The following is a 16093-nucleotide window of genomic DNA, read 5'->3' as shown; positions in this document are numbered from 1 at the left end:
ACCATGGCCGACTCGACGATGCCCGCAGCACCGATCCGGCGTCTGGCCGTCCTCGGCTCGCCGATCGCGCATTCCCTGTCGCCGCGTCTGCACACGGCGGCCTACGCCGCGCTCGGTCTCGACTGGCGTTACGACGCGGTCGACGTCACGGAGGACGATCTGGCCACGTTCGTGGCGGGGCGGCGTGACGAGTGGCTCGGACTGTCGCTGACGATGCCACTCAAGCACGGCATCCAGCCGATGCTCGACGGCCGTGACGAGCTGAGTATGCTCACCGGCTCGACGAACACCGTACGCTTCACGCACGTCGATGGAGAGCGTCGACTCGACGGCTTCAACACCGACGTCGGAGGCATCGTGCGTGCCCTCGCCGAGAAGTCGATCGTCCACGCCCGCCAGGTGGCGATCCTGGGTGCCGGGGCGACCGCCGCATCGGCCGTGGTCGCAGCAGCTCAACTCGGGGCAGAACACGTGAGCGTTCTCGCGCGCAGCCCGGAGAAGGCCGAAGACCTCACGCGGATCGCACACTCCGCGGGAACGTCGATCGCTCTTCTTCCGCTCACCGTCGCGTCGCTCGACATCGTCGACGCCTCGCTCGTGATCTCGACTCTTCCAGGAACCGTGGAACCCGCCGTGCTGCTCGGCGACAGCACGATCGCCGCCCGATCAGATCTGCTCGATGTCGCCTATCACCCCTGGCCGAGTGCCCTCGGCGACATCTGGAACGCCTCGGATCGATCGGTCGTGTCGGGCCTGCGCATGCTGATCCATCAGGCCCTCCTGCAGATCCGCATCTTCGTGAACGCCGATCCGGCGCTGCCTCTGCCCGACGAGTCGGCCGTGCTGGCGGCGATGGAGGCGTCGGTCAACAGTCTCGACGCACCGCTCGAGCGATAGCTCACCGCCCAAGCCAGAAGCCGATCTGTGGGAGGATCGAGTGTCGGCTGTCCGCACGCCGACGCGTCTGGCCGCCGGTCACCGGCCGCCGTCGACCATCCTGCCGCCTGAAGGAACAGCCCTTATATGCTTCGTTGGATCACCGCCGGAGAATCGCACGGCCCTGAACTCATCGCCACCATCGAGGGGCTGCCCGCCGGCGTGCCCGTGTTGATGGACGACATCCGCGCCGACCTCGCGCGCCGCAAGCTGGGCTATGGCCGAGGCGCGCGTATGAAGTTCGAGCAAGACGAGCTGACGATCTCGGCCGGTGTGCGGCACGGCTACTCTCTCGGCAGCCCGGTCGCCATCCGCATCGGCAACACCGAGTGGCCGAAGTGGGTCGAGGTGATGAGCCCCGAACCCGTCGATGCCGATCAGGCCAGTCGCGGTCGGGGAGCACCGCTCACGCGCCCTCGACCGGGTCACGCCGATCTGGTGGGTATGCAGAAGTACGGCTTCGACGAGGCTCGACCTGTTCTCGAGCGCGCGAGCGCCCGTGAGACGGCGGCACGGGTGGCACTCGGCGCCGTGGCGAGAAGCTTCCTGTCGCAACTGGGCATCTCCCTGGTGAGTCACACGCTGTCGATCGGTCCGGTGCGGGTGCCCGAGGGCAGCCCTCTGCCCATGCCTCGCGATGTCGCGACGCTCGACGCCGATCCTCTCCGCTGCTTCGACGAGGCGACCAGCGCCCTCATGGTGGCGGAGGTCGACGCGGCGCACAAAGACGGAGACACCCTCGGTGGCGTCGTCGAGGTGCTCGCCTACGGAGTGCCGCCCGGCCTCGGCTCGTACGTGCACTGGGACCGACGCCTCGACTCCGCGCTGGCTGCCGCTCTGATGGGCATCCAGGCGATCAAGGGCGTCGAAGTCGGCGACGGGTTCCTCACCACCACGCGCCGAGGATCGGACGCGCACGACGAACTCGTGCAGTCGGAGGGCCGGATCACGCGCCTCAGCGACAAGGCCGGCGGCACCGAGGGCGGAATGACGACCGGTACCGTGCTGCGTGTCCGCGCCGGAATGAAGCCGATCGCGACCATTCCCCATGCTCTCCGCACGGTCGACGTCGCCACGGGCGAGGCTGCGGCCGCGCACCACCAGCGTTCCGACGTGTGCGCGGTCCCCGCGGCCGGTGTCGTCGCCGAGGCGATGGTGGCGCTCGTGCTGGCGAACTCCGTGCTCGAGAAGTTCGGGGGCGATTCCGTGCCCGAGACCAAGCGCAACCTCGAGTCGTACCTCGCGCACATCCCCGACCGTCTCGCATCCGCCGGCACCGACGGCACCGACTAGGCCGGCTTCATGCTCCTCGTGCTGATCGGTGCGCCTGCCGCGGGAAAGTCCCGGATCGGCAAGAAGGTCGCCCGCACGCTGGGCGTGCCGTTCATCGACACCGACACGGAGATCGTGCGTCAGCACGGTGCCATCTCGGAGCTGTTCGCCGCCCACGGAGAGGCTCACTTCAGAACGCTGGAGCGCGTCGCCGTCGAGCACGCGCTCTCGGGAACGGGTGTCGTCGCGTTCGGCGGGGGAGCCGTGCTCGACCCGCGGACGCAGGCCGACATCGCGTCGCTGCCGGTCGTGCTGCTGACCGTCGACGCCTCCGCCGTCGCGGCGCGACTGGCCAACGGCAAGCGCCCTCTCATCACCTCGATCGAATCGTGGCAGGCGCTCGTCGACTCGCGCCGCGAGCTCTACGAGTCGCTTGCCGACTTCTCCATCGACACGTCTCATCGCCCGACGGAGGTCATCGCGACCGACATCGCGCGGTGGGCTCGTGCACACCGATCTCAGAAAGACACACAATGACAGAGAGCACCCCCGCGACCCGGATCACCGTCTCCGGGACGGACCCCTACGACGTCGTGATCGGACGAGGACTCGTCGGCGATCTCTCCGAGTTCCTCGGCCAAGGTGTGCGGAAGGTCCTGATCGTTCACGCTCCCACGTTGGCGGCGAAGGCGGCGGCGATGCGGGAGAGCCTGCTCGGCCGCTACGAGGTGCTTCTCGCCGAGGTGCCGGATGCGGAACAGGCGAAGCGCGTGGAGGTCGCCGCGTTCTGCTGGCAGGTCATGGGCCAGTCGGACTTCACGAGATCCGACGCCGTCATCGGCTTCGGCGGGGGAGCGATCACCGACCTCGCCGGGTTCGTCGCGGCGACCTGGCTTCGCGGCGTTCGCCTCGTGCAGGTGCCGACGTCTGTTCTCGGTCTCGTCGATGCAGCCGTGGGCGGCAAGAATGGCATCAACACGGCCGAGGGAAAGAACCTCGTCGGCACGTTCTACGCGCCGAGTGCCGTGGTCGGAGACCTCGACACGTTCGACACCCTTCCTCGAAACGAGATCCTCGCCGGCTTCGCCGAGATTGTGAAAGCCGGCTTCATCTCCGAGCCCGAGATCCTCGACATCATCGAGGCCGACGTCGACCGGGCAACCGACCCGTCAACCCCCGAGTTCAGGCGAATGGTCGAACTCTCGATCGCTATGAAGGCGCGCGTGGTCGGCGAAGACTTCACGGAGCAGGGTCTCCGCGAGATCCTCAACTACGGTCACACCCTGGGGCACGCGATCGAACACGCCGAGCGCTATCAGTGGAGGCACGGCGCCGCGATCTCGGTCGGCATGGTCTTCGCGGCAGAGCTGGGACGACTCACCGGAGCGCTGTCGGACGAGGTCGTCGAGCGTCACCGGCGCATTCTCACCTCGTTGACCCTGCCGGTCAGCTACCCGGTCGGGCGCTGGCAGACCCTGCTGGCGACCATGCAGCGCGACAAGAAGGCTCGCGCGGGCATGCTCCGTTTCATCGTCCTCGATGACCTCGCCAAGCCATCGGTTCTCGCCGGTCCTGAAACATCGCTTCTCTTCGCCGCGTATCAGGAGATCGGCTCCTGACCGAGACTGTGCAGGAGAAGACTGCCGCCCTGGGGACAAGTTCAGAGCTCGCCGTCTGAAAGAGGCGAAGGTGTCTGCATGACGATCTCCTCTTCGACACCCGGTCCCGACACGATCATCTCCACCGACGCCGACGCTCGCGAGCTCCTCTCCACACTGCTCGGTCCCGCGCTCAGACGCCAGCTCTGGGCATTTCTCCTCGCCTCGAACGGACGGCAACTGCCCATCGTCATACCGATCGACGGCATTCCGGTCAGTCCGAGCGAAGACGAGCTGCGTTCGATCGTGTCCAGCCTGGGGCAGGTTCTCGACGAATACGGTCCGGGAGGCAGCATCCTCTTCGCCCTCGAGCGGCCTGGAGACGAGACGCCTCACGGGTTCGACGAGCTGTGGGCAGACGGGCTGCACTCCGCAGCCGACGCCGAGGCCGTCGACGTCTTCGCGATCTATCTCGTGCACGACGACGGGCTCCGCATGATGAAAGCACGGCTGTCTGCTCCTCGCTAGAGTTAGGCGTCATGACCACTGTGCTCGTGCTGAACGGACCAAACCTCTCGCGTCTCGGCAGCCGAGAGCCAGACGTCTACGGATCACAGGATCTCGATGCCCTCCGCACCCTGCTCGTCGCCGACGCGGCAGATCGTGCAACCATCGAGCTGCGTCAGACCGACGACGAGGCGCAGCTGATCCGCTGGCTCCACGAGGCGGTCGACTCGTCGACACCGGTGATCCTGAACCCCGCCGCTTTCACGCACTACAGCTACGGACTTCGCGATGCCGCAGCCATGGTGACCAAAGCGGGCATTCCTCTCGTCGAGGTGCACATCTCGAATCCGCACGCCCGTGAGACGTTCCGGCACACGAGCGTCATCTCCGGCGTCGCCACCGGCGTCATCGCGGGCTTCGGATTCGACTCCTACAGGCTGGCACTCCGGGCGGTGATCGGCCTCAACTAGGCCGAGAGTCGCCAGACGGTACACTCACTGAGGGCCATTTCTCGCGCCCGCACAATTCTTCACTCGAACGGAACAGTTTTTCCATGGCTTCAACCAGCGACATCAGAAACGGCGCCGTCCTCAAGATCGACGGCCAGCTCTGGGCAGTCATCGACTTCCAGCACGTCAAGCCTGGCAAGGGCGGCGCATTCGTGCGCACCAAGATGAAGAACGTCCTCACCGGCAAGGTCGTCGACAAGACGTTCAACGCCGGAGCGAAGATCGAGACGGCCAATGTCGACCGTCGCGACTTCCAGTACCTGTACAAAGACGGCAACGACTTCGTCTTCATGGACACGGCCGACTACGACCAGCTGACCGTGACCGCTGCTGTCGTCGGCGACGCCGCCAACTTCATGCTCGAGAACCAGGCCGTGACGGTCGCGCTCAACGAGGGGCTTCCGCTCTATGTCGAGCTGCCCGCGAGCGTGACGCTCGAGATCACGTACACCGAGCCTGGCCTGCAGGGCGACCGCTCGACGGGTGGCACCAAGCCCGCCACGGTCGAGACCGGCTACCAGATCCAGGTTCCGCTCTTCCTCGAGCAGGGCACCCGCGTCAAGGTCGACACGCGCACGGGGGACTACCTCGGCCGCGTGAACGACTGACCGCGAAAGCGATTACGCAATGAGTGCACGCACCAAAGCTCGCAAGCGCGCCCTCGACGTGCTCTACGTCGCCGACGTCCGACAGATCTCGATCAACGAGGCCCTCGCCGCCGAGGCCACCCGTGCGCTGAGCGAACCGGCCCGAGAGGCATCGTGGCTGTACGCCCGCGAGATCATCGACGGCGTCGTCGACCACGGCGACGAGATCGACGAACTCATCGAGACCTACGCCCAGGGCTGGACGCTCGCGCGCATGCCGATCATCGACCGCGCGCTGTTGCGTATCGGCATCTGGGAGGTCCTCTTCAACGACGACGTTCCCGACGGCGTGGCGATCAATGAGGCCGTCGACGCGGCCAAGCTGCTCAGTACCGACGACTCCGGCAGCTTCCTGAACGGAATCCTGGGACGCGTGCAGCAGTCCAAAGGCTGAGCGCTCCCCGTGACAACGGAGAGTACCCCGGAGCACCACACGTCGACTGATAGGCTCATCGGCGAAACAGACATCCTTTAACCATCCGTCCTGTGAGGCGGGGAAGGAGGTCAGGCTCGTGGCTCGAATAGTGCTGCAGAACTCTGACATAACCCGAGCGTTGACTCGGATCTCGCACGAGATCCTCGAGTCCAACCGGGGAGCGGACGATCTCGTGATCCTGGGCATCCCCACGCGCGGAGTGATCCTCGCCGAAAGGATCGGTGCGCAGATCCGCCAGATCGAGGCCTCGGCGCCGGTCGATCTCGTGGGTTCGCTCGATGTGACCATGTACCGCGACGACCTCGCACACCATCCGACCCGTGCGCCGCAGCGCACCCGGGTTCCCGCTGGCGGAATCGACGGCAAGACGGTTGTGCTCGTCGACGACGTCCTCTACTCCGGACGCACCATCCGCGCCGCGCTCGACGCCATCGGAGACCTGGGCCGGCCACGCGCGGTTCGCCTCGCAGTCCTCGTCGACCGGGGACATCGAGAGCTGCCCATCAGAGCCGACTTCGTGGGCAAGAACCTGCCCAGCTCCACCGATGAGCGCATCAACGTGCGTCTCTCCGAGATCGATGGCAGCGAAGAGGTCAGCATCGACCTCGCGACGGGAGCCGGCGCATGAGGCACCTCCTCTCCACCCGAGATCTGCTCCGCGATGACGCGATCGGGCTGCTCGACATCGCGGAAGACATGAGCGAGGTGCAGAACCGCGAGGTCAAGAAGCTCCCCACCCTGCGCGGCAAGACGGTCGTCAACCTCTTCTTCGAGGATTCGACCCGAACCCGCACCTCATTCGAGGTGGCGGCGAAGCGCCTCTCAGCCGATGTCATCAACTTCTCGGCCAAGGGATCGAGCGTGTCGAAGGGCGAGAGCCTGAAAGACACGGCCCAGACCCTCGCGGCGATGGGGGCAGACGGCGTCGTCATCCGGCACTCCGCTTCGGGCGCCCCGCAGGTGCTCGCGCAGAGCGGCTGGATCGATGCCGGAGTGGTCAACGCCGGCGACGGCACCCACGAACATCCCACCCAGGCACTGCTCGACGCCTTCACCATGAGGCGGCGAATCCACGGCGACGCGGCTCGCGGTCGTGACCTCGACGGCGTCAGCGTCATGATCGTCGGGGACGTTCTGCACTCCCGGGTAGCGCGCTCGAACCTCTGGCTCCTCGAGACCCTCGGAGCGCACGTCACCTTCGTCGCTCCGGCCACTCTGGTTCCCGTCGGTGCATCGACGTGGCCGGCGGACATCCGGTACGACCTCGATGCCGCGCTCGCCGAGGTGCGGCCGGACGTGGTGATGCTGCTGCGCATCCAGCAGGAGCGTATGAACGCAGCATTCTTTCCCACGACCCGCGAGTACGCGCGCCAGTGGGGCCTCGACGATGAGCGTCTGCTGGCCCTGCGCCCCGATAGCATTGTCATGCACCCCGGCCCCATGAACCGTGGACTCGAGATCTCGTCTCGGGCCGCCGACTCGGCGCAGTCCACCGTCATCGAGCAGGTGGCCAACGGGGTGTCGATCCGCATGGCCGTGTTGTATTCATTGCTGTCCGGCGACCGGGAGGCCAGATCATGACAACGACCCTGATCACGGGGGCGACACTGCCCGACGGAACCACGACCGATCTCCTGATCGCAGACGGGGTGATCGCCGAACGCGGGGCAGGGCTTTCTGGGCCCGCCGGCGCACGCGTTCTGGATGCCGCGGGTCTGGTCGCGCTTCCGGGTCTCGTCGATCTGCACACGCACCTTCGCGAACCCGGATTCGAACAGAGCGAGACGGTGCTGTCGGGAACGAGGGCCGCAGCGGCGGGCGGCTTCACCGCTGTCTTCGCCATGGCGAACACGATGCCCGTCTCGGACACCGCGGGTGTCGTGGAGCAGGTGCAGGCCCTGGGCGACGCGGCCGGCTACGCCACTGTTCGTCCCATCGGCGCGGTCACCGTGGGACTCGGCGGCGAGCGCCTGTCGGAGATCGGCGCGATGGCGAACTCCCGTGCCGGCGTGCGGGTCTTCTCCGACGACGGCAAGTGCGTGCACGATTCACTGCTGATGCGCCGCGCCCTCGAATATGTGAAGACCTTCGACGGCGTCGTGGCGCAGCACGCCCAGGATCCGCGACTGACCGAGAACGCGCAGATGAACGAGGGCGCTCTCTCGAGCGAACTCGGCCTCAAGGGCTGGCCTGCCGTCGCGGAGGAGTCGATCATCGCCCGCGACGTCCTGCTCGCCAAGCACGTCGGAGCCCGGTTGCACATCTGCCACCTGTCGACGGCGGGCTCGGTCGACGTCGTGCGCTGGGCGAAGGCCCGCGGCATCGAGGTCACAGCGGAGGTCACGCCGCACCACCTGCTGCTCACCGAAGAGCTCATCCGCAGCTACGACGCGCGCTACAAGGTGAACCCCCCGCTTCGCCGCGACGAAGACGTGCGCGCGCTCCGCGAGGGGCTGGTCGACGGCACCATCGACATCGTTGCGACCGATCACGCGCCGCACCCCGAAGAGTCCAAAGACTGCGAGTGGGACCACGCGTCGTTCGGCATGGTGGGCCTCGAGTCCGCTCTCTCGGTCGTGCAGGCCGCGATGGTCGACACCGGTCTGTTCGATTGGGCGGATGTCGCTCGCGTGCTTTCTCAGACCCCGGCCCAGATCGGCAGACTCGAGGGTCACACGCACTCGTTCGAGATCGGCGCGAGCGCCAACCTCGTCCTCGTCGATCCCGCGTCGTCGAGCACCTTCTCGGTCGACAGACTCGCGGGTAAGAGCCACAACTCGCCCTACCTCGGCATGACCCTTCCCGGATCGGTGCGTCACACGTTCCACCGCGGCTACCCGACCGTGCTCGACGGCTCTGTTCTGAGCGCATCAGAGGTCGCCGCGGCGGCCACGGCGGCAGGGGTGGCCCGTGGATAGGATCCTTCCCGGCTCGATCATCATCGTCGGAGTCATCGGGCTCCTGATCCTGATGGTTCTCGGTTGGCGAGCGCGCGGTCGTCGCCAATCCGCGCTGTCGACCTCGGCGGTGCCCGCCGACGAGCTGCTCGGCGAGTTGCGCGTCGCCGTCACCGGTCTCTACGTCTCGACCACGACCGCGGGCGCCCCCCTCGACCGGGTGACCTTGCCCGGCCTCGGATTCCGGGGGCGCGCAGCCGTCTCCGTGTTCGACGCCGGCGTCCTCATCGCCGTGACCGGCGAGCCGCAGGTCTTCGTCGCGGCCGATCGCATCCGCTCCGTCGGTACGTCGACATGGACCATCGACCGGGTCGTGGAAGAGGGCGGCCTGGTTCGCCTCGACTGGATCCTCGAATCGGAATCTCCCACCCCGTCGGCCGATGTCGAGAGCTTCTTCCGCATCGAGAGTCCCGAACAGAGTTCCCGCCTCATCGAGGCGATCACCGTGCTTACGCCCTCACAGGGCCCTGCCAACCCCGACCAGGAAGGATCCCTCGCGTGATCTCAACAGAACCCGCCGTCCTCGTACTCGAAGACGGCAAACGCTACGCAGGTCGCGCTTACGGCGCCCGCGGACGCACCCTGGGAGAGGCGGTCTTCGCCACCGGCATGACCGGGTACCAGGAGACGCTCAGCGATCCCTCCTACGCCGGCCAGATCGTTCTGCAGACCGCGCCCCACATCGGCAACACGGGCACGAACGACGAGGACCTCGAGTCCGCGAAAATCTGGGTGGCCGGATACGTCGTGCGCGACCCCTCGCGCATGGTCTCGAACTTCCGCGCGACCCGCAGCCTCGACGACGATCTCGTCTCCGGCGGAATCGTCGGCATCTCCGGCGTAGACACCCGCGCGATCACCCGGCACCTGCGCTCTCTCGGAGCCATGCGCGCCGGAATCTTCTCGGGAGACGACTTCGATCTCAGCGACTCTGAGCAGCTCGCCATCGTGCGCGATGCAGAGGCCATGGCGGGTCGCAACCTCTCGAAGGAGGTCTCGACCCCCGAGCAGTACACGATCGACGCTGTCGGCGAGCGCGTCGGAAGTGTCGCTGTCCTCGACCTCGGAGTGAAGACCTCGACGCTCCGCTATCTCGCCCAGCGCGGCTTCGATGTCGTCGTCCTGCCCGAGTCGGTGACGACGGAGGAGGTCGTGGCCCTCAAGCCGAGCGCCCTGTTCTACTCGAACGGCCCCGGCGACCCGGAGGCATCCGAACGTCACGTGCAGCTGCTTCGCGACGTGCTCTCCGAGAAGATCCCGTACTTCGGCATCTGCTTCGGCAACCAACTCCTCGGTCGCGCCCTCGGCTTCGGCACCTACAAGCTGCCCTTCGGTCACCGCGGCATCAACCAGCCCGTGCTCGACAAGACCACGGGCCGGGTCGAGATCACCAGCCAGAACCATGGCTTCGCCGTGGATGCGCCGCGCGAGGGCGTCGTCGACAGCCCGGCCGGCTTCGGCCGGGTCGAGGTCAGCCACCTCAGCCTGAACGACAACGTGGTGGAGGGCATCCGCTGCCTCGACATCGACGCGTTCAGCGTGCAGTACCACCCGGAGGCCGCGGCCGGGCCGCACGACTCCATGTACCTGTTCGATCGCTTCCGCGACATGGTGCTCGCCATCGACAAGGGCGAGCCCCAGACAGAGATTCACTCCATCATCGACGGGAAGAACCAGTAATGCCTCGCAGGGAAGACATCAAGAGTGTCCTGGTCATCGGCTCCGGACCGATCGTCATCGGCCAGGCGTGCGAATTCGACTACTCCGGAACCCAGGCGTGCCGCGTTCTCCGCGAGGAGGGCGTGCGCGTCATCCTCGTGAACTCGAACCCGGCCACGATCATGACCGACCCGGACTTCGCCGACGCGACCTACGTCGAGCCCATCACCTGGCAGGTCATCGAGACCATCATCGCCAAGGAGAAGCCCGACGCCATTCTGCCGACCCTCGGGGGCCAGACCGCGTTGAACGCGGCCATCGATCTGCACAAGCACGGCATCCTCGAGAAGTACGACGTCGAACTCATCGGCGCCTCGTTCGAGGCGATCAACAAGGGCGAGGATCGCCAGATCTTCAAGCAGCTCGTTCTGGATGCCGGTGCCGACGTCGCCCGCTCGCACATCGCGCACACGGTCGAGGAGGCCGTGGAATTCGCACTCGACCTCGGGTACCCCCTGGTCGTGCGCCCCTCGTTCACCATGGGTGGGCTGGGCTCCGGATTCGCCTACACCGAGGCAGAGCTCCGCCGCATCGTCGGCGACGGTCTGCACCAGAGCCCCACCACCGAGGTGCTGCTCGAGGAGTCGATCCTCGGCTGGAAGGAATACGAGCTCGAGCTCATGCGCGACACGGCCGACAACACGGTCGTGGTGTGCTCGATCGAGAACGTCGATCCGGTCGGTGTGCACACCGGCGACTCGATCACGGTGGCGCCCGCACTCACCCTGACCGACCGCGAGTACCAGAACATGCGCAACATCGGCATCGACATCATCAGGGCCGTCGGCGTCGACACGGGTGGCTGCAACATCCAGTTCGCCATCGATCCCGCGAACGGCCGGGTCATCGTCATCGAGATGAACCCGCGCGTCTCACGCTCGAGCGCGCTGGCATCCAAGGCCACCGGCTTCCCGATCGCCAAGATCGCCGCAAAACTGGCGATCGGCTATCACCTCGACGAGATCCCCAACGACATCACCAAGGTGACGCCGGCGTCGTTCGAGCCGACCCTCGACTACGTGGTCGTCAAGGTTCCCCGGTTCGCCTTCGAGAAGTTCCCAGCTGCCGACACCACGCTGACCACGACCATGAAGTCGGTCGGCGAGGCGATGGCCATCGGCCGCAACTACACGCAGGCGCTGCAGAAGGCTCTGCGGTCGCTGGAGAAGCGCGGCTCGTCGTTCCACTGGGAGCCGCTCGACGCATCCAAGGACGAGCTGCTGGCCCTGGCCAGCGTGCCGACCGACGGTCGCATCGTGACCGTACAGCAGGCGCTCCGCGCCGGTGCCACCGCGGAGGAGGCATTCGAGGCCACGAAGATCGACCCCTGGTTCATCGACCAGATCGTGCTCATCAACGAGGTGGCGGAGGCCATCGCGTCGAGCGAGAACGCCGACACGAACATGTTCCTCCTCGCGAAGGAGCACGGATTCTCCGACGCGCAGATCGCCGCCCTCCGCGGCTTCGGCGAGAAGGAGGTGCGCGAGGTGCGCCACATCCTCGGCGTGCGTCCCGTGTTCAAGACCGTCGACACCTGCGCGGGGGAGTTCCCGGCACTCACGCCGTATCACTACTCCAGCTACGACTTAGAGACGGAGGTCGAGCCCTCCGACCGCCGCAAGGTCGTCATCCTGGGTTCCGGCCCCAACCGCATCGGCCAGGGAGTCGAGTTCGACTACTCCTGCGTGCACGCCTCGTTCGCCCTGAGCGACGCGGGCTTCGAGACGATCATGATCAACTGCAACCCCGAGACCGTGTCGACCGACTACGACACGAGCGACCGGCTGTACTTCGAACCGCTCACCCTCGAGGACGTGCTCGAGGTCATCCACGCCGAGAGCCAGTCAGGCGAGCTCGTCGGGGTCGTCGTGCAGCTGGGCGGCCAGACCGCCCTCGGACTCGCCAAGGGCCTGAAGGCCGCGGGCGTCCCGATCCTCGGCACCACGCCCGAGGCGATCGACCTCGCCGAAGAGCGCGGGCTCTTCTCGAAGATCCTCGACGACGCGAATCTCCTCGCCCCGAAGAACGGTACGGCGAGCGACTTCACCGGCGCCGTCACGATCGCAGAAGACATCGGATACCCGGTTCTCGTGCGCCCGTCTTATGTGCTGGGTGGCCGCGGCATGGAGATCGTCTACGACTCGCCCTCGCTCGAGGACTACTTCTCGCGCATGGACGGTCAGGGCATCATCGATCCGGCCCACCCGCTGCTCGTCGACCGATTCCTCGACGACGCGATCGAGATCGACGTCGACGCGCTCTACGACGGACACGAGCTCTATGTCGGCGGCATCATGGAGCACATCGAGGAGGCGGGAATCCACTCCGGCGACTCGAGCTGCACACTTCCTCCGGTCACCCTCGGCCGCGAGGTCATCGACCGGGTGCGCATCGCGACGCTCTCCATTGCGGAGGGCATCGGCGTACGAGGCCTGCTCAACGTGCAGTTCGCGATCGGCCAGGGCATCCTCTACGTTCTCGAGGCCAACCCGCGCGCCTCGCGCACCGTGCCCTTCGTGGCCAAGGCGTTGGGCATCCCGCTCGCCAAGGCCGCCTCGCGCATCATGGTGGGATCGACGATCGCAGAGCTGCGAGCCGAAGGCATGCTGCCCGTCGTCGACGGCTCCATCGTGCCTATGGATTCGCCGATCGCCGTGAAGGAGGCCGTGCTGCCGTTCAAGCGCTTCCGCACAAAAGACGGGCTGATCGTCGACTCGCTGCTCGGCCCTGAGATGCGCTCGACGGGCGAGGTCATGGGAATCGACCGCGACTTCCCCCGCGCGTTCGCAAAGAGTCAGGAGGCCGCGTATGGCGGCCTGCCGACCTCCGGCACGGTCTTCGTCTCCGTCTCCGATCGAGACAAGCGGGCCATCGTCCTCCCGGTTCTCCGTCTGCTCGAGCTGGGCTTCGACATCCTCGCCACGGCCGGAACCGCCGAGGTCCTGAACCGCAACGGCATCACCGCCCGCATTGTGCGCAAGTTCAGCGAGGGAGCTTCGAGTGACGAAGACGAGCCGACGGTCGTCGATCTCATCAACCGCAACGAGGTCGACATCGTCGTGAACACCCCCAGCGGGTCGAGCGCACGAGCCGACGGGTACGAGATCCGAGCGGCGGCGGTGGCGGCCGACAAGCCTCTGTTCACGACCATCGCCCAGCTGGGCGCGGCGGTCGCTTCGTTCGAGGCGACCCGAGAGGGCTTCGACGTGTCTAGCCTGCAGGAATACGCGATCGCCAGGGCAGCGCGCCTGTGACCCGCACGTTCGGTCAGCGCCTGCACGCGGGCATCGAACAGTACGGCCCGCTGTGCGTCGGCATAGATCCCCACGGTTTCCTTCTGGATGCCTGGGATCTGCCGCGCACGGCGACCGGCCTGCGCGAGTTCGGGCTGAGGGTGGTCGAGGCAGCGAGCGGCACGATCGGCATCGTCAAGCCACAGGTCGCTTTCTTCGAGATGTTCGGCTCGGCCGGATTCTCGGCTCTCGAAGAGGTGCTCGCGGCCGCTCGCGCGGCCGGACTGATCGTGATCGCCGATGCAAAGCGCGGCGACATCGGGTCGAGCGTCGACGCGTACGGCGACGCCTGGCTCACCCCGGGCTCTCCGCTCGAGGCCGACGCCGTGACTCTGGCCGCGTACACGGGAACGGGGGCTCTGGCAGGAGTCTTTGATCTGGCGGAGCGTCACGGCAAGGGCGCATTCGTGCTCGCCGCGACGTCGAACCCGGAATCGCAGACGCTGCAGACCGCGACGGTGACCGGGGGAGAACGACCAGGGATCAGCGTCGCCGGGCTCGTCGCAGCCGAGATCGACGCGTGGAACCGTTCGCACGCATCCACGGACGACGGCGAGGGCCACGAACTCGGTAGCATCGGAGTCGTGCTCGGTGCGACGAAGAACCTTCTCGATTACGGGGTCGACGCGCTGTCGCTCGGCCAGGCGACTCCGCTGATGCCCGTGCTCGCCCCGGGGTTCGGACACCAGGGAGCTCGCTTCGACGACATCCGCTCGATCTACGGGCCGCTCTCGGCCGGCACGGTCGTGAGCACGTCGAGAGCCGCACTCGCTGCCGGGCCATCCGCCCTCAGAGACACGCTCGCCGACCAGGCGGCCCAACTAGCCGGAGCCCTGTCATGACCGTTCCCGACGTCGATCGCGCGGCCGGATCCCGGGCTGCCATCGCGGCCCGGCGTGCCCGCGCAGCCATCAAGAAAGCGGTAGCGGAGCAGCGCCGCAGCGCGACCGGCGTGCTCGACCGGGCCTCGAAGCATCCCGACAGCCTCGAGGCCGGCATGCGGGTCACCGAACTGCTCCAGGGCATCCCGGGTCTCGGTCGCGTTCGAATCGAGCGGGTCATCGAGCGACTCTCGATCTCGCCGAGCAAGCGTCTAGGCGGGCTCGGTGCGCTGCAACGCGATCGTCTGCGCGCCTACCTCGAGAAGCGCGCGCCCTTCTCCGGCGACGAGGACGCCTCGCGCCTGGTGGTCCTGGCGGGCCCGACAGCGGTCGGCAAGGGAACGGTGTCCACCTGGATCCGCGAGAACGTGCCCGGTGTTCTGCTCTCGGTCTCTGCCACGACCAGGGCTCCGAGACCGGGGGAGATCGACGGCGTCAGCTACTACTTCGTCGACGACGCCGAGTTCGACCGGATGATCGCGGCCGGCGAGTTCCTCGAGTGGGCCGTCGTGCACAACTCGTCGCGCTACGGCACCCCGCGCGCCCCCATCGATAAGGCGCTGGCCGAGGGCAAGAGCGTGCTGCTCGAGATCGACATCCAGGGCGCGCGCCAGGTGCGCGAGGCCATGCCTGAGGCCCGACTGGTGTTCCTGCTACCGCCGAGCTGGGCGGAACTCGTGCGCCGACTCACGGGCCGAGGCACCGAGACGGCCGAGGAACAGGAGCGTCGACTGGCGACGGCCGAGGTCGAACTGGCCGCTCAGAACGAGTTCGACTACCTCATCGTCAACAACGACGTCGAGACCGCCGCGCGCGACGTCGTGGAGCTCATGAAGTGATAAGCGGCCAATCCGAGAGATCAACGGCTTATTCGAGGTAGACTTGTCTACTTGTGCACGGTGAACCCCGCACGATCACCGCACGATCTTTTCTCAATCCGGCCGGCGAGGCCAATCAAGGAGTATCACCATGGTCAACAGGGCACAGGGAATCATCGATCCCCCCATCGACGAACTGCTCTCGAAGGTTGAATCCAAGTACGCGCTCGTGATCTTCGCATCGAAGCGCGCGCGACAGATCAACGACTACTACGCCGACCTGCACGAGGGAAGCCTCTTCGACAACGTCGGACCGCTGGTCGACTCGACGATCGACGACAAGCCCCTCTCGGTCGCCATGCACGAGATCAACGAGGACAAGCTCACGGTCAAGCCGATCGCGGCCACCGAATAGCAGCAGCGAATGCAGGTCCGTTCCCCGGGCTGTCGTCGGGCCAGCGCCCGAGCGACCGGGGAGCGGATTCGTTCGTTAACGGCAGAGTTGTGTACGACGGAAGGG

Annotated in this window: 17 protein-coding genes; all 17 read left to right on the top strand. The window is 66.7% G+C overall.

Going from position 1 to position 16093, the window contains the following annotated elements; genetic code table 11:
* Window positions 1-3 precede the first annotated feature (3 nt).
* The 17 genes from CCK87_RS06280 (at window position 4) to rpoZ (ending at window position 15988) form a co-directional block, all read left to right on the top strand.
* Window positions 4-897, top strand: coding sequence for a shikimate dehydrogenase (locus CCK87_RS06280; RefSeq protein WP_249273749.1), 894 nt, complete (start codon window positions 4-6; stop codon window positions 895-897).
* 126 nt (window positions 898-1023) lie between these two features.
* Window positions 1024-2229: a chorismate synthase gene (gene aroC, locus CCK87_RS06275; protein WP_086460601.1), complete on the top strand. Its 1206-nt coding sequence runs from the start codon at window positions 1024-1026 to the stop codon at window positions 2227-2229.
* 9 nt (window positions 2230-2238) lie between these two features.
* The gene (locus CCK87_RS06270) at window positions 2239-2745 is read left to right on the top strand and encodes a shikimate kinase (RefSeq protein ID WP_086460600.1); all 507 of its coding nucleotides are present in this window, start codon (window positions 2239-2241) and stop codon (window positions 2743-2745) included.
* Window positions 2742-3827 (top strand): 3-dehydroquinate synthase, encoded by a 1086-nt coding sequence (gene aroB / locus CCK87_RS06265; protein WP_086460599.1) that lies wholly within the window; start codon window positions 2742-2744, stop codon window positions 3825-3827. The genes CCK87_RS06270 and aroB overlap by 4 nt, the downstream gene beginning before the upstream one ends.
* Before the next feature lie 78 nt (window positions 3828-3905).
* A complete protein-coding gene (locus CCK87_RS06260) occupies window positions 3906-4334 on the top strand; it encodes a hypothetical protein (RefSeq protein ID WP_086460598.1) in 429 nt (142 codons plus the stop codon).
* 11 nt (window positions 4335-4345) lie between these two features.
* Window positions 4346-4783, top strand: a complete 438-nt coding sequence (locus CCK87_RS06255; protein ID WP_086460597.1) for a type II 3-dehydroquinate dehydratase — start codon at window positions 4346-4348, stop codon at window positions 4781-4783.
* A gap of 83 nt (window positions 4784-4866) precedes the next feature.
* Window positions 4867-5430, top strand: coding sequence for an elongation factor P (gene efp, locus CCK87_RS06250; protein WP_055781292.1), 564 nt, complete (start codon window positions 4867-4869; stop codon window positions 5428-5430).
* A gap of 19 nt (window positions 5431-5449) precedes the next feature.
* Entirely contained in the window at window positions 5450-5863 is a 414-nt protein-coding gene (gene nusB, locus CCK87_RS06245) for a transcription antitermination factor NusB (RefSeq protein WP_044438391.1), read from the top strand.
* Window positions 5864-5981: 118 nt separating this feature from the next.
* Window positions 5982-6533, top strand: a complete 552-nt coding sequence (pyrR, locus tag CCK87_RS06240) for a bifunctional pyr operon transcriptional regulator/uracil phosphoribosyltransferase PyrR (protein ID WP_086460596.1) — start codon at window positions 5982-5984, stop codon at window positions 6531-6533.
* Window positions 6530-7486 carry an aspartate carbamoyltransferase catalytic subunit gene (locus CCK87_RS06235; RefSeq protein WP_086460595.1) on the top strand — a complete coding sequence of 319 codons (957 nt, stop codon included), beginning with the start codon at window positions 6530-6532 and terminating at the stop codon, window positions 7484-7486. Before pyrR ends, CCK87_RS06235 begins: the two co-directional genes overlap by 4 nt.
* Window positions 7483-8823, top strand: coding sequence for a dihydroorotase (locus CCK87_RS06230; protein WP_086460594.1), 1341 nt, complete (start codon window positions 7483-7485; stop codon window positions 8821-8823). Before CCK87_RS06235 ends, CCK87_RS06230 begins: the two co-directional genes overlap by 4 nt.
* Entirely contained in the window at window positions 8816-9364 is a 549-nt protein-coding gene (locus tag CCK87_RS18555; RefSeq protein WP_249273748.1) for a hypothetical protein, read from the top strand. The genes CCK87_RS06230 and CCK87_RS18555 overlap by 8 nt, the downstream gene beginning before the upstream one ends.
* Window positions 9361-10542, top strand: coding sequence for a glutamine-hydrolyzing carbamoyl-phosphate synthase small subunit (carA, locus tag CCK87_RS06225; protein ID WP_249273747.1), 1182 nt, complete (start codon window positions 9361-9363; stop codon window positions 10540-10542). Before CCK87_RS18555 ends, carA begins: the two co-directional genes overlap by 4 nt.
* Entirely contained in the window at window positions 10542-13835 is a 3294-nt protein-coding gene (gene carB / locus CCK87_RS06220; RefSeq protein ID WP_086460592.1) for a carbamoyl-phosphate synthase large subunit, read from the top strand. The genes carA and carB overlap by 1 nt, the downstream gene beginning before the upstream one ends.
* Window positions 13832-14716 (top strand): orotidine-5'-phosphate decarboxylase, encoded by an 885-nt coding sequence (gene pyrF, locus CCK87_RS06215; RefSeq protein WP_086460591.1) that lies wholly within the window; start codon window positions 13832-13834, stop codon window positions 14714-14716. The genes carB and pyrF overlap by 4 nt, the downstream gene beginning before the upstream one ends.
* Window positions 14713-15594 (top strand): guanylate kinase, encoded by an 882-nt coding sequence (gene gmk / locus CCK87_RS06210; protein WP_086460590.1) that lies wholly within the window; start codon window positions 14713-14715, stop codon window positions 15592-15594. Before pyrF ends, gmk begins: the two co-directional genes overlap by 4 nt.
* Window positions 15595-15724: 130 nt before the next feature.
* A complete protein-coding gene (rpoZ, locus tag CCK87_RS06205) occupies window positions 15725-15988 on the top strand; it encodes a DNA-directed RNA polymerase subunit omega (RefSeq protein ID WP_044438377.1) in 264 nt (87 codons plus the stop codon).
* The last annotated feature ends 105 nt before the right edge of the window (window positions 15989-16093 follow it).

Source organism: Agreia sp. VKM Ac-1783 (genome assembly GCF_900177765.1).
GTDB lineage: Bacteria > Actinomycetota > Actinomycetes > Actinomycetales > Microbacteriaceae > Agreia.
This window is presented reverse-complemented; position numbering and strand designations above follow the sequence as displayed.